Annotated in this window: 22 protein-coding genes and 1 pseudogene; 8 read left to right on the forward strand and 15 right to left on the reverse strand. The window is 56.7% G+C overall.

Annotated features, from left to right (window positions below; translation table 11 throughout):
* Nucleotides 1-3: 3 nt before the first annotated feature.
* Both J0X19_RS06305 and J0X19_RS06310 read left to right on the forward strand, forming a co-directional pair.
* On the forward strand, nt 4-570 hold the full coding sequence (locus J0X19_RS06305) for an O-acetyl-ADP-ribose deacetylase (protein WP_206982735.1): 567 nt from the start codon (nt 4-6) through the stop codon (nt 568-570).
* A gap of 88 nt (nt 571-658) precedes the next feature.
* Nucleotides 659-1123, forward strand: a complete 465-nt coding sequence (locus J0X19_RS06310) for a DoxX family protein (protein WP_206982737.1) — start codon at nt 659-661, stop codon at nt 1121-1123.
* 4 nt (nt 1124-1127) lie between these two features.
* On the opposite strand, the gene J0X19_RS06315 is transcribed toward J0X19_RS06310, so the two are convergent.
* The 7 genes from J0X19_RS06315 to J0X19_RS06345 all read right to left on the reverse strand — a co-directional run bounded on the left by J0X19_RS06315 (nt 1128) and on the right by J0X19_RS06345 (nt 5616).
* Nucleotides 1128-1919: an alpha/beta fold hydrolase gene (locus J0X19_RS06315; protein ID WP_206982738.1), complete on the reverse strand. Its 792-nt coding sequence runs from the start codon at nt 1917-1919 to the stop codon at nt 1128-1130.
* Between the two features lie 108 nt (nt 1920-2027).
* Complete coding sequence (locus tag J0X19_RS06320) at nt 2028-2576, reverse strand: DUF502 domain-containing protein (RefSeq protein ID WP_206982740.1); 549 nt, start codon at nt 2574-2576, stop codon at nt 2028-2030.
* Between the two features lie 152 nt (nt 2577-2728).
* Nucleotides 2729-3610 carry a 4-hydroxy-3-methylbut-2-enyl diphosphate reductase gene (locus J0X19_RS06325; protein WP_206982742.1) on the reverse strand — a complete coding sequence of 294 codons (882 nt, stop codon included), beginning with the start codon at nt 3608-3610 and terminating at the stop codon, nt 2729-2731.
* Nucleotides 3611-3722: 112 nt separating this feature from the next.
* Nucleotides 3723-4451 carry a (d)CMP kinase gene (cmk, locus tag J0X19_RS06330; RefSeq protein ID WP_206982749.1) on the reverse strand — a complete coding sequence of 243 codons (729 nt, stop codon included), beginning with the start codon at nt 4449-4451 and terminating at the stop codon, nt 3723-3725.
* A gap of 2 nt (nt 4452-4453) precedes the next feature.
* Nucleotides 4454-4912, reverse strand: coding sequence for a hypothetical protein (locus J0X19_RS06335; RefSeq protein WP_206982751.1), 459 nt, complete (start codon nt 4910-4912; stop codon nt 4454-4456).
* 65 nt (nt 4913-4977) lie between these two features.
* Nucleotides 4978-5370 carry a hypothetical protein gene (locus J0X19_RS06340; RefSeq protein ID WP_206982753.1) on the reverse strand — a complete coding sequence of 131 codons (393 nt, stop codon included), beginning with the start codon at nt 5368-5370 and terminating at the stop codon, nt 4978-4980.
* Nucleotides 5371-5454: 84 nt separating this feature from the next.
* Nucleotides 5455-5616 carry a hypothetical protein gene (locus J0X19_RS06345; RefSeq protein ID WP_206982755.1) on the reverse strand — a complete coding sequence of 54 codons (162 nt, stop codon included), beginning with the start codon at nt 5614-5616 and terminating at the stop codon, nt 5455-5457.
* 85 nt (nt 5617-5701) lie between these two features.
* On the opposite strand from J0X19_RS06345, the gene ade reads away from it, so the two are divergent.
* The gene (gene ade, locus J0X19_RS06350; RefSeq protein WP_206982771.1) at nt 5702-7375 is read left to right on the forward strand and encodes an adenine deaminase; all 1674 of its coding nucleotides are present in this window, start codon (nt 5702-5704) and stop codon (nt 7373-7375) included.
* An 84-nt stretch (nt 7376-7459) separates the two neighbouring features.
* Here ade and J0X19_RS06355 read toward each other — a convergent pair whose 3' ends face one another.
* Both J0X19_RS06355 and J0X19_RS06360 read right to left on the reverse strand, forming a co-directional pair.
* Entirely contained in the window at nt 7460-7870 is a 411-nt protein-coding gene (locus J0X19_RS06355; RefSeq protein WP_206982773.1) for a response regulator, read from the reverse strand.
* Nucleotides 7871-7940: 70 nt separating this feature from the next.
* Nucleotides 7941-8915: pseudogene (locus J0X19_RS06360) on the reverse strand (PLP-dependent cysteine synthase family protein); the annotation flags it as partial.
* Nucleotides 8916-9144: 229 nt separating this feature from the next.
* Here J0X19_RS06360 and sucD point away from each other — a divergent pair.
* On the forward strand, nt 9145-10026 hold the full coding sequence (gene sucD / locus J0X19_RS06365; RefSeq protein WP_206982777.1) for a succinate--CoA ligase subunit alpha: 882 nt from the start codon (nt 9145-9147) through the stop codon (nt 10024-10026).
* A 66-nt stretch (nt 10027-10092) separates the two neighbouring features.
* Here the strand turns inward: sucD and J0X19_RS06370 are convergent, their stop codons facing one another.
* Together J0X19_RS06370 and J0X19_RS06375 are read right to left on the reverse strand one after the other, a co-directional pair.
* On the reverse strand, nt 10093-10875 hold the full coding sequence (locus J0X19_RS06370) for a hypothetical protein (RefSeq protein WP_206982779.1): 783 nt from the start codon (nt 10873-10875) through the stop codon (nt 10093-10095).
* Nucleotides 10876-11112: 237 nt separating this feature from the next.
* Entirely contained in the window at nt 11113-11784 is a 672-nt protein-coding gene (locus J0X19_RS06375; RefSeq protein WP_206982787.1) for a hypothetical protein, read from the reverse strand.
* 235 nt (nt 11785-12019) lie between these two features.
* Here J0X19_RS06375 and J0X19_RS06380 point away from each other — a divergent pair, with 235 nt between their 5' ends.
* The 4 genes from J0X19_RS06380 to J0X19_RS06395 all read left to right on the forward strand — a co-directional run bounded on the left by J0X19_RS06380 (nt 12020) and on the right by J0X19_RS06395 (nt 15209).
* Complete coding sequence (locus tag J0X19_RS06380) at nt 12020-13420, forward strand: mercuric reductase (RefSeq protein WP_206982789.1); 1401 nt, start codon at nt 12020-12022, stop codon at nt 13418-13420.
* 136 nt (nt 13421-13556) lie between these two features.
* Nucleotides 13557-14111, forward strand: a complete 555-nt coding sequence (locus tag J0X19_RS06385; protein WP_206982791.1) for a GNAT family N-acetyltransferase — start codon at nt 13557-13559, stop codon at nt 14109-14111.
* Nucleotides 14112-14336: 225 nt separating this feature from the next.
* Nucleotides 14337-14597, forward strand: a complete 261-nt coding sequence (locus J0X19_RS06390) for a hypothetical protein (protein ID WP_206982793.1) — start codon at nt 14337-14339, stop codon at nt 14595-14597.
* Nucleotides 14598-14726: 129 nt separating this feature from the next.
* Nucleotides 14727-15209, forward strand: coding sequence for a hypothetical protein (locus J0X19_RS06395; protein WP_206982794.1), 483 nt, complete (start codon nt 14727-14729; stop codon nt 15207-15209).
* A gap of 76 nt (nt 15210-15285) precedes the next feature.
* On the opposite strand, the gene rny is transcribed toward J0X19_RS06395, so the two are convergent.
* The 4 genes from rny to pheT all read right to left on the reverse strand — a co-directional run bounded on the left by rny (nt 15286) and on the right by pheT (nt 20329).
* Nucleotides 15286-16983, reverse strand: a complete 1698-nt coding sequence (gene rny, locus J0X19_RS06400; RefSeq protein ID WP_206982802.1) for a ribonuclease Y — start codon at nt 16981-16983, stop codon at nt 15286-15288.
* Nucleotides 16984-17117: 134 nt separating this feature from the next.
* Nucleotides 17118-17408, reverse strand: coding sequence for a cell division protein ZapA (locus J0X19_RS06405; RefSeq protein WP_022824239.1), 291 nt, complete (start codon nt 17406-17408; stop codon nt 17118-17120).
* Nucleotides 17409-17439: 31 nt separating this feature from the next.
* Nucleotides 17440-17736 carry a hypothetical protein gene (locus J0X19_RS06410; protein WP_022824240.1) on the reverse strand — a complete coding sequence of 99 codons (297 nt, stop codon included), beginning with the start codon at nt 17734-17736 and terminating at the stop codon, nt 17440-17442.
* Nucleotides 17737-17878: 142 nt separating this feature from the next.
* On the reverse strand, nt 17879-20329 hold the full coding sequence (gene pheT / locus J0X19_RS06415) for a phenylalanine--tRNA ligase subunit beta (protein WP_206982811.1): 2451 nt from the start codon (nt 20327-20329) through the stop codon (nt 17879-17881).
* Between the last annotated feature and the right edge of the window lie 4 nt (nt 20330-20333).

Consider the following 20333-nt stretch of genomic DNA (forward strand, 5'->3'; position numbering starts at 1 on the left):
GTTATGCCTTTTCCTACCCTTCCCCATTGGCGCGCCGAAGCTCACTCCTTCGGCCGCATCCTACTTTACCGCGGCGACATCACCCACCTCGACACCGATGCCATTGTGAATGCCGCCAACTCTAGTTTGCTCGGGGGCGGGGGCGTTGATGGGGCCATTCACCGAGCCGGCGGCCCCGACATACTGGAAGCCTGCCGCAAGCTGCGGGCCGGCCACTACGGCAAAGGCCTGCGCACCGGCGAAGCCGTTATGACCACCGGAGGCCGCCTGCCCGCTCGGCACGTCATCCATACGGTAGGCCCAGTTTGGAACGGTGGAAACCGACAAGAACCAGAAAAGCTGGCCAATTGCTACCGCAACAGTTTGCTGTTAGCCGCCGAGAACGAAATGCATAATGTGGCTTTTCCGGGCATCAGCACGGGGATTTATGGTTACCCGAAGGCGGAAGCAGCGGCTATTGCCGTACGCGAGGTGCGGGCGTTTCTACAGCAGCACGAACTACCTCAGGAAGTGGTTTTTGTTGTGTTCGACGAGGCTAGCGTTCTGCTTTATGAGCAAGAATTACACTAACCAAGGGCACTGAGCCGGTGAGAAGATTGTTTATGCAATCGATTTCCAGTACTTTCAATTTACTTATTCCCAAGAAAAAGAAACTGCCATGGAAGCTGTAAACCACCCCTCGCTACCCGCCCGCCGCAACCGTAACAGCGCCAGCAACCCCGTTTGGATGGATGCATTGCGTGTGGTTCTGGGCCTGTTCTTGTTTGTCAAAGGCTTTTCGTTCCTCAACAATAGCAGCGACGTGTATTATTTGCTAAGTCAGCAGCAAACCATTGGTGAGCTAAGCAAAGCGCCTTTTTTCTTTAGCGTGGTGCACATGTTGGGCGGCCTGATGATTGCCTGCGGTTGTCTGACTCGTTTGGCGCTGCTGTGCCAGATTCCGATTCTGATGGGTGCCGCGCTGGTGGTTAACCCGCAACAAGGCGTAGAAGCCGGCAACCGGGAACTGTGGGTGTCGTTGCTGGTGCTGGGGCTGCTGCTGTTTTTCCTGATTAAAGGCCCCGGCCGGTACTCCATCGACCACAAATACTTCCGCAGCCTCCCAACTCCGTCGCACGACTAAGCTGCTACAACCGCCGCTCCGGATGCCGGCGCAGATAATTGGCCACGGTGTAAATCAGCCCGGCGTGCCCGGCTTCCAGCAGAATGGTTTCGGCGCCTTGCAGCAGACCGATAAACCGCTGGAGCCCGGCGTGCGGAATTACCTGGTCGTGGCGGCCGAGGAAAAACGTGACGGGCGTAGAGCGCCGGTTCAGGAGCCCCGCCAACTGCCGCAAACTAAACGTGAGTTGCCGAAAGCCTACCCAACTGCGGTACACTCGTAGCCGCTTCTCGCGGCTTTCGAGTTGCCATTCGGCAAAACGCACCAAATTGGCTGGCACCAGCCGGCGCTGTTCTAGCGTGCCTAGGAACTGTAACAACCGTTGCGGCCGCAGCACCGCCCGGCCCAGCACGCCGCGCATCCACGGCGGGTAGGTAGCCAGCGAATACCAGAACTGCCGCTGTAATCCATCGGGCGCAATCAACCACAGGGCCCGCACCTGTTCCGGAAAATGCTCCACAGCTGTTAGGGCAAACTTCGCGCCCATGCTAAAGGCTAGTAGGCTGAAACTTTCGATGTTGTGCTGCGCTAAAAATTCCCGCAGCAGTTCACCTAAACGGCTTTTGGTAAGCGGCGCATCTGCTTTGGCCAGCCGGCTCTGGCCGTGGTAGAACAGGTCGAAAGCATACACCGTCACTTCACTACCTAGCTCAGCAATTAGGCTGCGCCAGTGCCCCTCGCCCTGCCCATAGCCATGAAACGCCAGAATCACGCGCGGCCCGGAGCCATAGGCGCGGTAGTGTAGTTTGGTAGGCATAGGGTGAGCTAATGAGGTGGTGAAACGGTGAGTTTTACGTGCTATTGGCGCGTACGTGCACCACAATGAGCTATACACTCACCGTTTTACCACCTCACTAGCTCACTATTACACCAGCCGCGAAACGCCGCCCGATACAATGAACTTCATAACCTCGCTGCTCGGCAGTTCCAAGTACGTGACGTTAGCGGCAGGCACCAATACCAGTTCACCCGAGAAATTGTAGGAGTGCGGAAAATACACCGCCAGCAGTTCCTCACGCCCAATAGCCAACATGGCATCTTGTGTTACGAAGCCCATTTTATACACCTCGTCGTGCGCGTTGAGGCGGGCCAGCACCGGGCGGTTGAACTTCTGGTTGTCGCCCACAAAGGCATCGAACAGGTCTTTAAGGCTGGAATAGATGATGCTGACCAGCGGTGTGCGGTGCAAAATTCGCTCGGCAATAACCAGAAACGGCCGCACCATAAACGACTTCGCCACGAAGCCGATGCCCGTCACGACCAGCACCGCTACCAGCAGCCCCAGCCCCGGCACACCCTTGATGTTGAACAAATCGTCAAGCCAACAGAAGACAGCGTACAAGATGTACCCCGTCAGGCCAATGGGCGCGACAACAAGAAAGCCGTTGAGGAAATAGTTAAGTAATCTGCGCATAAGGCGAAGGTAACACCCGCGCAAACGCTCCGCTGCTATTGCCCGGAAACGCCCAAGTTATCCTTGCTTCCCTCCTTTTTCTGCGGCACGCTCAACAAAAAGCCCTCGGCGAATAACTTCGTCGGGGGCTTTTCACTTTTGCTGATGAGCCGCTACACCGTTTCTGGCACCTGCTCAATCCGGTCTTTCACGCGCTGCATCAGCCACATGGGCGTGCTGGTAGCGCCGCAAATGCCTACCGAGTCGGCTCCGTGAAACCATTCCTCATCAATTTCCTGCTCGTTTTCCACGAAATAGCTGCGCGGGTTGGTTTTATTGACCACCGAAAACAGCGCCTTCCCATTGGAGCTTTTGCGGCCGCTCACAAACACTACTACGTCGTGCTCCGTGGCGAAGCGGGCCAATGCAGGCTCCCGGTTGCTTACCTGCCGGCAGATACTGTCGTTGGCATCAAACGAATCCAGAGAGCCGCCGGCCGCTTGAATGCGCTCCTCGATTACGGCCTTCATATGATAGAAGCCCGCAGTGCTTTTCGTGGTTTGGCTGAACAGTGTAACGGGCCGAGCAAAATCGATTTGGTCGAGGTCGGCTTCGGTCATTACAATGAGGGCGCGGTTGCCGGTTTGGCCAGTGAGGCCTGCTACTTCGGCGTGGCCCGGCTGCCCATAGATAACAATCTGCCCGTTTTGGCGCTGGCTGGTATCAAAGGCGTGCTTCACCCGGTTTTGGAGCTTGAGCACCACCGGGCATGAGGCATCAATCAGTTCAATATTATTGCGCAACGCCAGCTGATAGGTTTCCGGTGGTTCGCCGTGGGCCCGAATCAGCACTTTGCAGTCGTGCAGTTGCTCGAGCTGCTCCCGGTCGATGATGCGCAGGCCTTGTTCGTACAGGCGTTCCACTTCCATGCGGTTGTGCACAATATCGCCCAGGCAGTACAGGGTTTCCTGATGTGCTAGCTCGTCTTCGGCCATCTGAATGGCGAATTCAACCCCAAAGCAATACCCAGAATTTTTGTCGATAATGACGTTCATGGCTTTTAGTTGCGTGGTGCCTGCGTGGTGTGTAGTGCGTGGTAAGAGTGTGGTATTACTGTACTGCAAGGTTGATGCCTATATATGAAGCAATAGGCACCAAGCACTTATCCTATACAACCACTTCGTTGCCGTTCCGTTCATTTCCGCCGTCGGCAGCCAGGGCAAATAGCATGGCCGACACCCGCTCCAGCACGAAATCCACTTGCTCGTCAATCATCATGTGCGTGGTATCCAGCATCACGGCATCGGCGGCGCGGCGTAAGGGGCTCTCAGTGCGGGTAGAGTCCAGATGGTCGCGCTTGCGCAGGTTTTCCACAATGTCTTCCACCGCCACTTCTTCCCCTTTTGCAGCCAGCTCCACTTGGCGCCGCTCGGCGCGGGTTTGCACGTCGGCCGTCATAAATATTTTCACCTCGGCATCCGGAAAAACGGTGGTGCCAATATCCCGGCCATCCATCACAATACCCCGCTTGCGGCCCATGCGCTGCTGCTGCGCCACCATAGCATGGCGCACCGCCGGCACGCTCGACACTTCACTTACTAGGTTGGAGATGCGCATCTGCCGGATTTCATCTTCCCGAATGTGCCCATCCAGGCACAGTTCGTTGCGCCCCGTTTTGCGGTTGCGCTTAAAGGAAATGTGCATCTCGTGCAGGGCCTGCTCGATGCGCGGCAAATCGTCAAAGCGGATATCGTGTTCGAGCAAATACAGCGTTACGGCGCGGTACATAGCTCCAGTGTCGATGTAGGCGTAGCCCAGTTCGGCGGCCACAGCCTTGGCCGTGGTGCTTTTGCCGCACGAGGAGTAGCCGTCGATGGCAATGACGATTTTTCTCATAGTTACATCGGTCGGCGGACAACCGGTACCGGCACCGGAATCCAAGTTCTACGCGGTGGAGGCGGGTTCAGCAGCCGAGTGGGTAAGGAAACAAAAAACTCTGCTACCGACTCCGCTATTCCCCGCTTAAACTGTTGTTCGATAAAGAAATGAGGATGCAGAAACAGGTTTTGCCCGATTTGTACCCCCGCCGTGCCACGGGTATCAGTCCGCCACCAGCCCCCAAAGCTACGGATGATACACTCGCCTAAAAAACAACCGAGTGCATTTACCACCGCGGCCCGGTTATCGGCCGGCACATTAGGGCGTTCATTCTCAATAAACTCAGCCAGTTGACGCACCGCAGCTTCGTCGAATTGCGTCAGGTTGAGGTTTTGTCGTACGGCTTCGGCCGCTTCTTGCAAATGGCGCATGGGTACAGCAGTTAAAATATAGCCTAAAACGCCGGTAGCCCCCTGCATACAGACCCCTAGGTTATCCTAATCTACTGAACAAGGAGCTTACCCCCTACTTTTTTAGGCGAATTTCACGAAATCCACTGTCTACGACTCGGGTTTGCCAAGCGAATGGGGACCGAAGTAAAAAAATCAACCACCGATTCGGTATTACCTTTCTCAAACTGCTCGGCTACCCGAAAGAAAGGATTGAAGAAGCTGGTGTGGTTGATGCCCACCCCGGTAGTGCCGTCGGGCCCTTGAGCCCAGGTACCGTTATAGGTTTGCACCAGGCATTCTCCCAAAAAGCACCCTAGCGCCGTAATTACGCCTTGCTTCTCGGCGGCAGGCAATGTGCTACGCTGGGCTTCAATGAAGCTGGCGAGTTGCTGCACGGCGGCGGCATCAAACGCGGTGGCGTGCAGTTGCTGGCGTACGGCTTCGGCCGCCGCCCGCAGGGCAGCCAATGGGTTGGTATCAGACACAGAGTAGAAGCTGCTAGTTGATTAAGTATCTATTCACCGGCGGCAACCTTTCGGGCGCCGCGCCGCCAGACACAAGCACGGAAGCTAGCAGTCGTGCGTGGGACAAGGCATCCGGTCGCCGGGCTTATGGTGGCGCTTGAACGAGCGGGTTTTCTTTTGCTGCGGGGTACGGCTGGCGCAACTGGTAGCCACGAGCCCAGAACTCAGGAAAAGAGCGGTTAGCAGGAGCGTTGTTATCTTTTTCACTGGGGCAGGTTTTCCTCAAATATACAGTTCTTTACCCGTTCATCCCCGTAGAGCGGCTAGTCCATCACCGTTTGCATTTCCCTGTATGCCCACTACTTTCAATTTCACAGCCAACGTTATCGACTTGTTTGCCAACACGATAACGCCCGCTGTACTACGCGTAGCCGAAGGCCGCATCCAAGCCATTGAGCCCACGGGAGCTACCGCCCCCGACCCGCGCCTACCCTACGCACTGCCCGGCTTTGTTGATGCCCACGTGCACATTGAAAGCTCCTTGCTGATACCCGCCGAGTTTTCCCGGCTGGCCGTGGTGCACGGCACGGTAGCTACCGTATCGGACCCGCACGAAATTGGGAACGTGCTGGGCGTGGCGGGCGTGGAATTCATGCTGGAAAGTGGGCGGCAGGTGCCGTTCAAGTTCTGCTTCGGGGCGCCGTCGTGCGTACCGGCCACGCCGTTTGAAACAGCTGGGGCCGAAATAACCGCCGCCGACATCGAGCAATTATTTCAGAACCCGGAAATCGGGTATCTGGCCGAAATGATGAACTGGCCCGGCGTGCTCAACCGCGACGCGCAGGTGATGGAAAAAATCCGGCTGGCGCAGCAGTACGGCCGCCCCGTAGATGGGCACGCGCCCGGCCTGCGCGGTGCCGATGCCCAGCGCTACGCCGAAGCCGGTATCAGCACCGACCATGAGTGCTTCACCGCCGAAGAGGCGCTCGACAAGCTGGCTGTCGGCATGAAAATTCTGATTCGGGAAGGCTCGGCGGCCCGCAACTTCGAGGCTCTGATTGACTTGCTGCCTGAGCACTACGAGCACCTGATGTTCTGCTCCGATGACAAGCACCCCGATACACTCGTACTCGGCCATATCAACCAACTGGTCCAGCGCGCCGTGGCGCGCGGCCAGGATGTGCTGAAAGTGCTGCGCGTCGCCTGCCGCAACCCCGTAGAGCATTATGGCCTGCCCGTAGGTTTACTGCGCATAGGCGACCCAGCCGACTTTATTGTGGTAGACAACCTGACCGATTTTCAGGTGCGCCAGACTTACCTAAACGGCGAGCTGGTAGCCGAAAATGGGGCTACGCTGATTGCGCCGGTGCCAGGCCGGGTGGTCAACAACTTCCATGCGCACACCGTCAGCGCCCAGGATTTTCAACTTCCCATTTCAAACAAAAATCAATCACCCACCAATCAACAGTCAACCATTAGAGTCATCGAGTGCTTCGATGGGCAGCTTATCACGGCCGGCCACGACTTACCAGCCCGCCTGGAAAACAACTTGGTGGTACCCGATATAGCGCAGGACGTACTCAAGCTCACAGTAGTAAACCGCTACCGCGCCGCCCCGCCGGCTGTGGCGTTCATCAAAGGCTTCGGGCTGAAACACGGAGCCTTGGCCAGCAGCGTCGGCCACGACTCACACAACATCACCGCCGTAGGCTGCGACGATGAGAGCCTGGCCCGCGCCGTAAACTTGGTGATGGAAGCACGCGGTGGCTTGGCCGCCGTAGGTGCCAATGGCGAAGAACTAGTGCTGCCGCTACCCGTAGCCGGCCTAATGTCGGAGCAGGATGGCTACCGGGTGGCCGAAGCCTACGCCGCTATTGATGCACTGTCGCGGCAGCTTGGCTCCCCGCTGGGTGCGCCGTTCATGACGCTTTCGTTTATGGCGCTACTGGTTATTCCTAGCCTGAAGCTGAGCGACAAAGGCTTATTTGATGGCGAGGCCTTCCGTTTTGTGGAGGCAGTGGTGTAATGCAAGAAGCCAGGAGCCAGGAGGTGGAAGAATAGAATAACCTATTCTTCCACCTCCTGGCTCCTGGCTTCTTGCTCCTTCTGTTTAGAAACGCTTTTTCAGCAGCTTATCCATTTTTTCCTCCGTCAGCGGCTTGGCCAGATACTCCACGTTCGGGTACTGGGCCACGCGGGCCGTATCGGCGGCGTGCATGGAGGTAGTAAGCACCGCCATTACCGTTTTCGCCTTCGACTGGTCGGGCAACGCGTCATAGAGCTTCAGGAACTCGAAGCCATCCATACCAGGCATCTTCAAATCGACGAAGACCAGCGCGGGCGTGGCACTCGAATCGGCCACGTCGCTGTCGTCGCCCCACAGAAACTGAAATGCTTGCTCGGCTTTCCGAAACGTGTGCACCTTGTCGGCTACATCCAGGCGACTGAGCAGGCGGTTGTTTAGGAAACTAGTGGTTTCGTTATCATCAACCAGCACTATACTGCGCAATTTCTTTGACATAAGACAGGGAGCTTGTTTTCGGTGATAAGGTAGCAGCGCAAAGCAGACAAATTAGGAGCGACAAATGTTATAGCCAACCTTGTGCGCGCATCCAATCGTCGTTGTAGATTTTACCGAGGTAGCGCGTGCCGTGGTCGGGCAGAATCACTACCATCGTATCGCCTTCCTGGAGGTGCTCACGGGCGTATTCCAACGCCCCGAAAACTGCCGAGCCGCACGACCAGCCCACAAACAGCCCCTCCTCTTTGGCTAAACGGCGCGTCATGAGGGCACCGTCCTGATCGGTTACTTTGATGAATAAGTCAATGAGGTCGAAGTTAACATTTTTAGGCAAAATGTCTTCTCCAATGCCTTCGGTCTTATAAGGGTAGATTTCGTTTTTGTCGAACTCACCCGTTTCCTTGTATTTCTTGAATACCGAACCGTAGGTATCAATGCCCACCGTTTTGACGGAAGCATTTTGCTCTTTCAGGTACTTAGCCGTACCGCAGATAGTGCCGCCAGTGCCCACGCCACACGCTAGGTGCGTGATGGCACCCTCGGTTTGCTTCCAGATTTCGGGGCCGGTGCTTTCGTAGTGGGCCGCCGTGTTCGAGAGGTTGTCGTACTGATTGGGGTAGAACGAGTTGGGCGTTTCGGCGGTCAGGCGGCGCGCTACCGAGTAGTAGGAGCGCGGGTCTTCGGGCTCCACGTCTACGGGGCAGATAACCACCTCGGCACCCACAGCCCGCAGAATGTCCTGCTTTTCTTTGCTTTGCTTGTCGCTCATCACGAAGATGCATTTGTAGCCGCGGGCAATAGCCCCCAGGGCCAGGCCCATACCGGTGTTGCCGGAAGTGCCTTCAATGATAGTGCCGCCAGGCTTGAGAATACCTGCCTTTTCAGCGTCATCAATCATTTTCAGGGCCATCCGGTCTTTCACCGAATTGCCAGGGTTGAGGTATTCCACTTTGGCCAGTACGGTACCTTTGATACCGTCCGTGACCTTGTTGAGCCGGACCAGCGGCGTGTTGCCAATGGCCTCGACTATGTTATTCAGGTACATGTGAGGGGGAATTGTTGTTGAGAGAGGGGGCGGCAAAGGTACGGATTTCCGATGGGAGCCACCCGGTCCGGTGATATTTGCTTGGAACCGCGGCCTGAATCCATCCTGTGTCGGATTGACAACAAGTGCCTTGTTGCGGCCTTAAAAAAGCCTACTTTTGCGCACCCGCTGCTTGCAGCGGCCAGTATTTTTCATCTGCAACCGCAACCTACCTATAACCCCTCTTTACATGAGTGTTCTGGTCAACAAGGATTCCAAAGTGATTGTGCAGGGCTTCACCGGCTCCGAAGGCTCGTTCCATGCCCAGCAGATGATTGAGTACGGCACCAACGTGGTGGGCGGCGTTACGCCCGGCAAAGGCGGCACCAGCCACCTCGACCGCCCCGTGTTCAACACCGTAGCCGAGGCCGTAGAGCAGGCCGGCGCCGACACCAGCATCATCTTCGTGCCGCCAGCTTTTGCCGCCGACGCCATCATGGAAGCCGCCGACGCAGGTATTAAGGTGATTATCACTATTACCGAAGGCATTCCAACCAAGGACATGATTGCGGTGAAAGAGTACCTGAAAGGCCGTGAAGGCTTGCGCATGGTGGGCCCGAACTGCCCCGGCGTGATGACGGCCGGCGAGTGCAAAGTGGGCATTATGCCCGGCTTCATCTTCACGAAAGGCAAAATCGGTATCGTGTCCAAGTCGGGCACGCTGACTTACGAAGCCGTTGACCAGCTCACCAAAGCCGGCCTGGGCCAGACCACGGCCATCGGCATCGGCGGCGACCCAATCATTGGCACTACCACCAAAGAAGCCGTGGAACTGCTCATGAACGACCCCGAAACGGAAGGCATCGTGATGATTGGCGAAATCGGCGGCGGTATGGAAGCTGAAGCAGCTCGCTGGATCAAAGAAACCGGCAACAAAAAGCCTGTAGTTGGCTTCATTGCTGGCCAGACGGCCCCTCCCGGCCGCCGCATGGGCCACGCCGGTGCCATCGTAGGCGGCGCCGACGACACAGCCGCAGCGAAAATGGCCATCATGCGTGAGTGTGGCATCCACGTAGTGGATTCCCCCGCCGAAATCGGCGACACAATGCTGCGCGTATTGGGCGGCAAGTAAGCTTCGCCTACTCAACAAATAAAAAAGCCCCGACGCGCGTCGGGGTTTTTTTATTGCCCATACAGCTTAATTCGGCACCACACTTCCTTGAGGCTGACGCAACAAATGAGGCCGCACTACTACCCCCAGGCTAATTAAAGAACTGGATGGAGCCAATTGCGGCCGGTCGGGGTTCTGGCGGTCGGAGCGGCCGGGCAAGGATAGGCCGATGGTTGCCATGCCTTGAATGGGCCCCTGCCCAACCCGCACAAAGCCCGTAGGCTCCAGAAAAAACCGGTTGACTGGTTGGATGGAAGTATTGTCGCGCAAAAGATGGGTGTAGCTCACCACTGTCCCTCGCACAGAAAACCCATAACTGACCCGTTCCCGCTGCTTGGCCACGTACAGTTGGCCGTAGTAGCGCAAGTAGTTGGCCTTATATTCTACGAGCGGCCCGAACAACGGAATGACGAGGTAGAAGCTTTCAATATTGTTGTCATAGACTCTGGCTTTGGCATAGCCCATACCACCCAGCGCCCCCAAGTACACCGATTGATCTGGACCGAGCAACCGATACGTACCCACGCCCAGCCCAACTTGACGGTGCGTGTTGCGGTAGTTGGTGGTTACGTTGTTGCGGGTTTCACTGCCTTGGCTCGACTGGGTGGCTCCTTCAGCAGCTAGCAACAGTCGCCCTGCCGGCGACCAAGCGGCGCCAGCTTCAAAGCTGGAAAAACTGCGAATTGCTGCCGTAGCTTCCACTTCGCCCTTATTGCGCAGTAGCGGCGTGCTGGGCACGGTTGGTACATACACGGCACAACCCGTGACAGTGCAGAGAATACAGGTGCTGATAAGTAAACGTATAGCCATAGGTAAATACTTGATACCACACTGAATATAAAGGTTGCAGGCGCGCGGTTGGGCCGCCACTTCAATGCGGAATTGACAGAGGCCAAATAAGCCGGCGTTTCTCCGCTCACCAACTCAGAAAGTTGTTCTATTGGACTTTTAGAAAGCGGGTTTCCAGCTTGAAAAAACCATCTGTTGCCCCACCAAACCTTATTTCCTGTCAGCGAATCTGATTTTCTTATACTGCATTAGCTGCGGCTACTTTCGTCCTTCCTGCCCGCCCACGTTCACCACAATGCCCAGTTGAAACACTGAATTGGAGGCCTTCAAAAACTTGCGGGTGCGCAAGCCGAAATTGCTGCCGCTGATAAACTGGAGCTGGAGCGGGCCTACCACCTGAATGCGAGTGTAGGTAATAGGCTCCAGAAACAGGTTGTCTTCGGGGGCGTGGTCGAGGCCGTTCACTTTAAAGTTGTTGAGTTGCATAAAGCTGGCCCGCAAGGCGGTACCGTAGTTGAACGGCCAGTCGCGCCCGAATACGTGGAAGCTTTTCTCTTCTTTGGAGGTGTAGTTTACCTGCACGAAATACTTGTGCAGCGTGCCTTCTGCCGTTTCGGGGGCTACGTTGGTTTCCTGGTTGAAGCGGGTGCGCTTGGTGCTGCCTACGCCTAATCCGCCATACACTTCCAGCACGCGCCGGTCTTTGCGCAGGCGGGTGAAATAGCCTACGCCGCCCTCCACAAAATCGTGGTCCACGGATTCGCGCTCGGCTTTGCTGCCAAAAAAGCTTTCTTTCTTATTGGAATGCAGAAACGAGGCCGAGCCCATTACCCCAATATGTTCACCCACGGCATAGGCGCCCTGCAACGCGGTGTTTTGGCTGAAATTGGTATGCACCCCGGCACTCCACTCCCCTTTTTGAGTGAGCAAAGGCACTTGCGGCGGCGGCGGGAAATACAGCGAGGAACAGCTAGCCAACAAAAGTAAGCTCAACAAAACGGACGCACGAAGCAAACAAAACATAGAGGGCGGGCAGAAACAGAAAATTCAAGAGCCAAACGCAAGAAACCTCGTGCCGTTGTGTGGCCACGGGCTCAAGGGTTGCGTACTGATTGAAAGGCAGCGGCCACCGAGGCAGCTTCCCATTGTTCAAACTTCGCGCTTTATGCCCAATACTTCCTACGACGCTCTTATTATTGGCTCCGGCCAAGCCGGAAACCCGCTTGCCACTGCTCTTGCCGATGCCGGCCAACGGGTAGCACTTATCGAGGAAAACCTACTGGGCGGCTCTTGCATCAACTACGGCTGCTCCCCCGTGAAATCCATGCTGGCCTCCGCCGAACGGGCCCACCAGCTCCGCACCGCCTCCGATTACGGCGTGCAGGGCACCGAACCCAAAGTGGATATGGCCGCGGTTGTCGCGCGCAAAGACGAAATCATTGGCGCCATGCGCGAGGGGGTGCGGAGCAACCTCACCCAGGAGCACGAAGGCATTACGGTGCTGGAAGGCCACGCCACCTTCACGGGGCCGCGCAACGTGTTGTTTACGCCCGCCAAAGGGCCGGTGCAGGAGCTCACCGCCAAACGCATTTTCATCAACACGGGTACCCGCGCCGCCATCCCGGAAATTGAAGGACTGGAAGGCCTACCCTACCTCACTACCACGCAGCTGCTTGATCTTAAAGAACTACCTAAGCACCTTGTCATTCTGGGTGGCGGCTACATTGGCCTGGAGTTCAGCCAGATGTTCCGGCGCTTTGGCAGCGAGGTTACCATCATCGAGTCGGGCAAGCAGCTGCTGGAGCGCGAAGATGACGATGTATGCGAGTCGCTCAGCGAAATCCTGACTAAGGAAGGCGTGGAAATCGTGCTGAATGCTGAAGTACGGCTGGTTTCGCGCAACGCGGAGGGCATCTTCACGCTCACGGCCAGCACCAAGCAGGGCGAGCGGCGCATCCGCGGCACGCACTTGCTGGTAGCCACCGGCCGCACCCCCAACACCGATACGCTCGGCCTCGAACAGGCGGGTATTAAGCTCGATGAGAAAAACTTCATCGAAGTGAATGCCCAACTCGAAACCAACGTGCGGGGCGTGTACGCCCTCGGCGACGTGCACGGCGGCCCCCAGTTCACCCACATCAGCTACGACGATTACCGCGTAATCCGCGACAATCTGCTCACGCGAGGTAAGCGCCGCTCGGCTAAGCAGCGCCCCCTACCCTACTGCGTGTACACCGAGCCCCAACTGGGCCGCATTGGCCTCAACGAAAGCCAGGCGCAGCAAGAAGGCATTGCGTACCGCGTGGCGACTATGCCCGTCAGCACGATAGGCCGCGCCCGCGAAACCGGCCGCACCGGCGGCTTCTGGAAGGTGCTGGTGGATGCCCAGGACCGGATTCTGGGTGCCACCGTGCTCTGCGCCGAAGGCGGCGAAATCATGACCATGTTTCAATTGGCTATGATGGGCAAGCTGAAATATCAGCAGCTCCAGAACATGATAATTGCCCACCCGAGTTGGGCCGAGGGCCTGAACAATGTGTTTGCGAAGTTGAAGAAGCCGGAGTAATGGTTTAGGAGTAGCTCAGTGGTTTCGACCACCTCAAAAGCCCACTATGCCTTGCCACATAGCGGGCTTTTTACCGTGTAGTTCCTAACGAACCGCTACTTTCGGACGGTTGCAAGTTCACCTAAGCCCGCAGTTCATGAAGATAGTTGTGGAAACCGAGCGGCTGGTGTTTCGTGAATTCCTGCCTACTGATGCGCAAGGCATGTTCGAGCTGGATTCCGACCCAGAAGTGCACCGCTACCTGGGCAATAAGCCGGTGCTGTCCATTGAGCAAAGCCAGGAGATGATAGCCTTTATCCGGCAGCAGTATCTGCATAACGGCATTGGGCGCTGGGCAGTTATTAAGAAAGCGAGCAACGAGTTTATTGGATGGGCCGGCCTCAAGCTTGTCCGGGAGCCCATCAACCACCACGTCGATTTCTATGATGTCGGCTACCGGTTCATCCGCCGCTATTGGGGCCAGGGTTTTGCCACCGAAGCCGCCCAAGCCTCGGTAGCTTATGGTTTCCGAGTGCTGCGCCTGCCCACGTTGTACGCCATGGCCGACATGCAAAACCTAGCCTCTCGGGCAGTGCTGGCCAAGGCTGGTTTGCACCACGTCGGCGTTTTCAACCATAATGGTGTGCCCACGGCCTGGCTGGAAGCCACAAGACCAGCGCTGGAAACAGTTTCAGCAAGCAGCTTCAGCTAGACTTCCCTGCTACTCCCTATAATGAAAGCCAGACGCTCGAAGGTGTATTCTGTAGCTCTTGCCTGCTTAGTTGCAACACTATCATCCTGCAAACAAAAAGCTGCCACGTCCACTACGCCCCCAGCCTCCATACCGGCAGCAGCAGACCGTTCGTTCGTAAAGGCCACACCCGTCCACCCCACCTACGCAGGCATCTACACGGTGCAAGACACAGCAGTGTGCGGCTTGTCCATCACTATCAGAAAGCAAGCCGGCGGCTATAATTACACCGCTGGCACAAACCACGGCCAAGTGCAGGTACAGCATCAGGACTCCACTACCTATTTCACCTTCGTCGGCCTCAAAGGTGCTGATCCAGCAGATGACGTGGAAGCCGTTTGGCAAGACAGCATGCTGGTCATCCAGAATACTGGCAATTCCATGAATCCATACACGCGCTTCGAGCAGTGCGACGCGAAGTATCTGGAGTTGGTGCGGCAGCGGTAGAGAGCGAATACCGTATTTTGCCGCTTCACCTACTTATTACGCGTATCGAGTACGCAGAAAACTCGGGTAAAGCATTTGGTTAAAGCGGCAATAGTACTGTTTATAAAATAGACGCATAACACAGATACCATGAATGAATTTAACAATTTAGTAGGGCGAGAAATTTTAAAAATTCATCGCCTCGATTCAGAAATTGATTATTATTACTATTCGCCATACGCTATAATTTTCACGATTAATGGCATTACAGAAAAATTCATTATTTCAATAGCAAACAACCGCTCGATAGATCTGAAAATCAGTAATTACAAACAAATAGCTGATGATTATGGCTTAGAATTCAACGAGTGTATTCTAAACGATATCAATAAGCAAGATGAGTTGAATTTATTTATTGGAGAGAGTATAAAGCATATCAGACTTGCTCGATACAATTCATTGGAAATTCAAGGAACAGGATTTGTAATCCAACAAGGAGAATATGCAGGGGTTGAGCTACAAACCGATACACATACACTTCTTTTTCAAAATAAATATAACGGTGATGGCTGGTGTGATATAGATGATGAGCTAGCCCAAATACACGATAAGGATAGATGGCATTGGCTTTAATAAATTGAACAAATAATTAAAAAAGGCCGCCGCAACATATGTTGCGGCGGCCTTCTTAATAAACAGATTGTGAAACTTACTTGGCGTAGGCCACAGCCCGCATTTCGCGGATTACCGTAATCTTGATCTGGCCGGGATACTGCATTTCCTTCTCAATTTTCTGCGAGATTTCATAGCTCAGCTCCTGGGCCCGCTCGTCGGATACGTTGTCGGCGTTGACCATTACGCGCAGTTCGCGGCCGGCCTGGATGGCGTAGCACTGAAGTACGCCGTCGAAGCTCACGGCGGTTTCTTCGAGTTGCTTGAGGCGCTTGATGTAGCTTTCCATCATCTCGCGGCGGGCACCGGGGCGCGAGCCGGAAATGGCGTCGCAGGCCTGCACGAGCGGCGAAATCATGGCCGTCATTTCCATCTCGTCGTGGTGGGCGCCGATGGCGTTTACCACGTCGGGGTGCTCTTTGTACTTCTTGGCCAGTTCCATGCCCAGGATGGCGTGGGGCAGCTCGGGCTCCTCGGTGCTTACTTTCCCGATGTCGTGGAGCAGGCCGGCGCGCTTGGCGTGCTTCACGTTCAGGCCCAGCTCGGCGGCCATGGTGGCGCAGAGGTTGGCTACCTCGCGCGAGTGTTGCAGCAGGTTCTGGCCGTAGCTGGAGCGGAAACGCATCCGGCCCACCATCTTAATCAGCTCGGGATGCAGACCGTGGATACCCAGGTCGATGATGGTTTTCTCCCCGATTTCCACGATTTCCTCGTCGATGTTCTTGCGGGTTTTGGCCACAATTTCCTCGATGCGGGCCGGGTGAATCCGGCCGTCTTTCACCAACAAGTGCAAGCTCAACCGGGCCACCTCACGGCGCACCGGGTCGAAGCCGGAAATGATAATGGCCTCGGGCGTATCGTCCACGATGATTTCTACCCCGGTAGCGGCTTCCAGCGCCCGGATGTTGCGGCCTTCCCGGCCGATAATCTTGCCTTTCACGTCGTCGGATTCAATGTTGAATACCGACACGCAGTTTTCGATGGCATGCTCAGCGGCGGTGCGCTGAATGGTTTCCAGCACCACTTTCTTGGCGTCTTTGGTAGCCGAGAGCTTGGCTTGCGCCACTACGTCTTTGATATAAGAAGAAGCCTGAATCTGAGCCTCATTCTTCAACGATTCCACCAGCTGTTCGCGGGCTTCGGCAGCTGTCAGGCCGGAAATGGTTTCCAGCTTGGCTTGTACTTGCTGGAGCTGCTCGTTGAGATGGTGGCGGGTTTCTTCCAGTTCGGTTTCCACTTCTTCTTCGCGCTGCTGGAGCTTGGCCAGCTGGGTTTCCAAGGTAGCGCGGCGTTTTTCTTCCTGGGCTTCCAGCTTTTCGCGCTGGGCTTGGCTTTGGGCTTCTATCCGCTCCCGGGTGGCATCCAGCTCGGTTTCCTTGCGCTGAATCTGCTCTAGCTGGCGCTGGGTGGTATCGGTGAGCTTCTTGATGGCCTGCTCTTGCTCTACTACGGTTGCGCGGCGGTCGGTTAGCTCCTGTTCTAAAGCCTGCTTCTGGCGGCGGCTTTCCTGCTCCCACTCTTGCTTGAGGGTGCGAAACTTGTCTTTCGACTGCTGAATCCGCTCGTCGCGGGTGCGGGTGGCTTGCTGCTCGGCATCGGCCAGCAGTTGTTGAGCACGGGCTTTGGCTTCGGCTTCGTGGCCCTGGTTGGCCTTACCGGCCAGCAGGCGCCCCACCACGATGCCGACCACAAGGGACAGCACGGCGGCTAAGACGATATAAATAGTGGAGGACATGGGCTATTGGTTTGGAAGGGAATGATGAAGCCACAACCCAGCAAAGGCCACATGCCAAACAACCCCGCCGCGCCATCTGCGCCGCTCGGGGTTTCAAACTAAAAATACGCTGGTGCGTTCGTCTGTTTCTCTTCTCAGACGAGCACCACTCCCGACAGCAGCTCGTCGAGGCGTGCGAGGCGCTCGGTTAGCACGGTGTCGGTACCATCTTTTTCCTTGCTGACTTTCAAACGGTCAGCCATCGTGGACAGAGCAATCATGGCCAGCAGGTCTTGCTTGTCCTGAATGCCATATAGCTCGCGAAATTCCTTGATCCGCTCGCCTAGCAGGCGGCCGGCCATGCGCAGTCGTTCCTCGTCCTGAGGCTCAACGCGCATCGGGTAGTCCCGTTCGGCAATGCGGATTTTGATGGATAGTTCGCTCATGGGAGCAGTCGTGGGTGGGGTGGATGGTCGGTTACTCCCTCAAATAGGCAAGGCACTTATCTATTTCGCGGATGTATTCGTTGAGGCGCAGTTTTAGCTCGTTGACATTGGCCGGCTCGCCGGCTATGGTGTTGACAAGTTTAACGATATTCTCCTGATTCTGGAAATCCTTGAGCTGCCGCTCCCGGTCGCGCACGTCGGCCTGAAGCTGCTGCACGGTGGTTTGGGCATCGGCCAGCTCCTCGCGCAACCGCTGATAGGCAGTCACTAAGGTGTTCACCTGCCGCTCTAGGCGGTCTAGTTGAGCAAGCTGTTGAGAGGAGGCCATGCAAGCAGAAGTTTTTTTGTGAATGTAACGCGGAAATCTGTTCCGCGACGAGCAGCGCGAGTTCCTACGCGTTGGCACAGCACTCAGTACTCGCGTTGCTCGTCGCGGAACAGATTTCCTGTGGCTTCCGCGTTACGGCATCTTACCGCCGGATAACCGCACCGGCCTGCTGCTCGAATTGCTGAATTAGGCGCTGCATCACCGAGTCGATGGCTTGGTCAGTGAGGGTTTGGGTGGTGTCCTGCAAGGTGAAGCTCACCGAGTACGACTTCTTGCCGGCCCCCAGGTTGTCGCCTTCGTACACGTCGAATACATTCACGGTCTGCAATAGCTTCTTCTCGGTGCGGCGGGCAATCTGCTGCAACTGGTCGAAGGTGATGGTCTTATCAACTACCAACGACAGGTCGCGGCGCACTTCCGGGAACTTGGGCAGCTCGCGGGCCACGAGGTTGTTCTTGTACTTCTTGATCAGCCAATCCCAGTCCAGCTCGGCGTACCACACCGGCTGCGTCACGTCAAGCTGCTTGAGCACCGCCCCCGACACGGCCCCGAGCTGCGCGACCGGCTGGTTCTGAGCGAGTAGCGTGAGGCCGCCCGCCAGGTACGGATGCTGCACCGGCTGCGAAGTAGGCGAACCGAAGCCCAGCGCTGCCAGCACCTGCTGCACCGCGCCCGCCAACTGGTGGTACGTCGCCTTCTCCGACTTCTGCTGCCAAGTTTCGGAGGCGGTGTTGCCGGTCAGGTACACCACCAGCTTGTTCTTTTCCTGGTACTGACCGTCGGCTTGGCGGTGGTAGGTTTTGCCGAACTCGTAAAGCTTCAAGTCGCGCTGGCGGCGGTTGAGGTTGTAGCGCACCACTTCCAGGCCGCTGTGCAGCATGGTCGGGCGCATCACGTCGAGGTCGGCGCTGTTGAAGTTGAGCAGCGGCACCAGTTCCTCGTTTTTCTCGCCGGGCTTCTGAAAGTAGGTGGAGTTGGTGATGGAGTTGGTGATGATTTCCGAGAAGCCCATGCCGCTTAGCAAGCGGGAAATGTTCTGGCGCAAGATTTCCGGGTCGGGCTTCACGAAGTTGGCCAGGAACGTAGCCGAGTTGTGGGGCCGCAACGCCACATGGTCGTAGCCGTAAATGCGCAGAATTTCCTCGATTACGTCGGCCTCGCGGGTTACGTCCACCTTGTGCGGCGGCACCGATAGAATCCAGGTTGGTTGTTGGTTGCTGGTTGTTGGTTGTTCGTCGGTTAGCTCTTCGCTGATAAGAATATCAAGGTCGGTGAGGATCTGGCGAATCCGTTCGGGCGCGATGAACTGGCCCACCAGCTTCTCCACGCGGGGCAGGCGCAGGCGCACAGCCGTGTGGCCGATATGCGTGGGGTACTCGTCTACCACGGGCGCGGCTATGGTGGCGCCCGCCACTTCCTGGAGCAGCAAGGCGGCGCGCTTTAGGGCGGGCAACACCATGTTGGGGTCGGTGCCCCGCTCGAAACGGAAGGAAGCATCGGTTTTGAGCTGGTGGGTCTGGCTGGTTTTGCGCACGGCGGCGGGCTGGAAGTAAGCACTTTCCAGGAACACGCGGGTGGTTTCGTTGGAAACGCCCGAGGTTTTGCCACCGAACACGCCGGCCAGCGCTATAGGCGCACCGTGAGCATCGGCAATAACTAAGTCCTCGGCTTTAAGGGTACGCTCCGCCGCATCCAGCGTCACAAACTTCTCCCCGGCTTCGGCCCGCTTCACCCGGATTTGGTTACCGGTAATTTGGTTGGCGTCGAAAGCGTGCAGGGGCTGGCCCAACTCGTGCAGCACGAAGTTGGTCACGTCCACCACGTTGTTGATGGGCGACAGGCCGATGCTGCGCAAACGGCGCTGTAGCCACTCCGGCGACGGACCCACTTGCACGTTCTCCAGCAATAGTCCGGCGTAGCGCGGGCAGGCTTCCGGGTCCTCAATTGTTACGCTGATAGTTTGCGCAGCCTCAGTGGGCGCGTGGAACTTGCTGGTATCGGGCAGGTGGCAGGGCTGGCGCAACAGGGCGCGCAACTCGCGGGCTACGCCGTAGTGTGAGGCGGCATCGGCGCGGTTGGGCGTCAGGCCGATTTCATACACCGAATCAGAGCCCAAACCGAAATAGTTGGCGGCGGGGGTGCCGTTGGGCAGGTCGGTATCCAGCACCATAATACCGGCGTGCGACTGGCCTAGCCCGATTTCATCTTCGGCGCAAATCATGCCTTCGGAGGCCGCCCCGCGGATTTTCGACTTCTTGATTTTGAACGGTTCTCCGGAGCTGGGGTACAGCATGGCCCCTTCCAGGGCCACTACCACCCGCTGGCAGGCGGCTACGTTGGGCGCGCCGCACACAATCTGGCGGGGCGTACCGTCCCCGACGTCCACGGTGGTTAAACTGAGCTTGTCGGCATCGGGGTGCTTTTCGCAGGTCAGGACGGTGCCGAGCACCACGCCGCGCAGGCCGCCCGGCACGCTTTCCAGCTCTTCAATGCCCTCCACTTCCAGCCCCGAGCCCGTGAGCAGCTTGCCGATTTCCACGGCGGGTTTGTCGGTGGGAAGTAGCGTGCGGAGCCAGTCGAGGGATATTTTCATTTGA

This window comes from Hymenobacter telluris (assembly GCF_017313265.1).
In the GTDB taxonomy this organism is placed as follows: Bacteria; Bacteroidota; Bacteroidia; order Cytophagales; family Hymenobacteraceae; genus Hymenobacter; species Hymenobacter telluris.

Coding starts and splice junctions, on each gene's coding strand:
- J0X19_RS06305 (WP_206982735.1), top strand. CDS start 4: ATGCCTTTTCCTACCCTTCCCCATTGGCGCGCCGAAGCTCACTCCTTC.
- J0X19_RS06310 (WP_206982737.1), top strand. CDS start 659: ATGGAAGCTGTAAACCACCCCTCGCTACCCGCCCGCCGCAACCGTAAC.
- J0X19_RS06315 (WP_206982738.1), bottom strand. CDS start 1,919: ATGCCTACCAAACTACACTACCGCGCCTATGGCTCCGGGCCGCGCGTG.
- J0X19_RS06320 (WP_206982740.1), bottom strand. CDS start 2,576: ATGCGCAGATTACTTAACTATTTCCTCAACGGCTTTCTTGTTGTCGCG.
- J0X19_RS06325 (WP_206982742.1), bottom strand. CDS start 3,610: ATGAACGTCATTATCGACAAAAATTCTGGGTATTGCTTTGGGGTTGAA.
- cmk (WP_206982749.1), bottom strand. CDS start 4,451: ATGAGAAAAATCGTCATTGCCATCGACGGCTACTCCTCGTGCGGCAAA.
- J0X19_RS06335 (WP_206982751.1), bottom strand. CDS start 4,912: ATGCAGGGGGCTACCGGCGTTTTAGGCTATATTTTAACTGCTGTACCC.
- ade (WP_206982771.1), top strand. CDS start 5,702: ATGCCCACTACTTTCAATTTCACAGCCAACGTTATCGACTTGTTTGCC.
- J0X19_RS06355 (WP_206982773.1), bottom strand. CDS start 7,870: ATGTCAAAGAAATTGCGCAGTATAGTGCTGGTTGATGATAACGAAACC.
- sucD (WP_206982777.1), top strand. CDS start 9,145: ATGAGTGTTCTGGTCAACAAGGATTCCAAAGTGATTGTGCAGGGCTTC.
- J0X19_RS06370 (WP_206982779.1), bottom strand. CDS start 10,875: ATGGCTATACGTTTACTTATCAGCACCTGTATTCTCTGCACTGTCACG.
- J0X19_RS06380 (WP_206982789.1), top strand. CDS start 12,020: ATGCCCAATACTTCCTACGACGCTCTTATTATTGGCTCCGGCCAAGCC.
- J0X19_RS06385 (WP_206982791.1), top strand. CDS start 13,557: ATGAAGATAGTTGTGGAAACCGAGCGGCTGGTGTTTCGTGAATTCCTG.
- J0X19_RS06395 (WP_206982794.1), top strand. CDS start 14,727: ATGAATGAATTTAACAATTTAGTAGGGCGAGAAATTTTAAAAATTCAT.
- rny (WP_206982802.1), bottom strand. CDS start 16,983: ATGTCCTCCACTATTTATATCGTCTTAGCCGCCGTGCTGTCCCTTGTG.
- J0X19_RS06405 (WP_022824239.1), bottom strand. CDS start 17,408: ATGAGCGAACTATCCATCAAAATCCGCATTGCCGAACGGGACTACCCG.
- J0X19_RS06410 (WP_022824240.1), bottom strand. CDS start 17,736: ATGGCCTCCTCTCAACAGCTTGCTCAACTAGACCGCCTAGAGCGGCAG.
- pheT (WP_206982811.1), bottom strand. CDS start 20,329: ATGAAAATATCCCTCGACTGGCTCCGCACGCTACTTCCCACCGACAAA.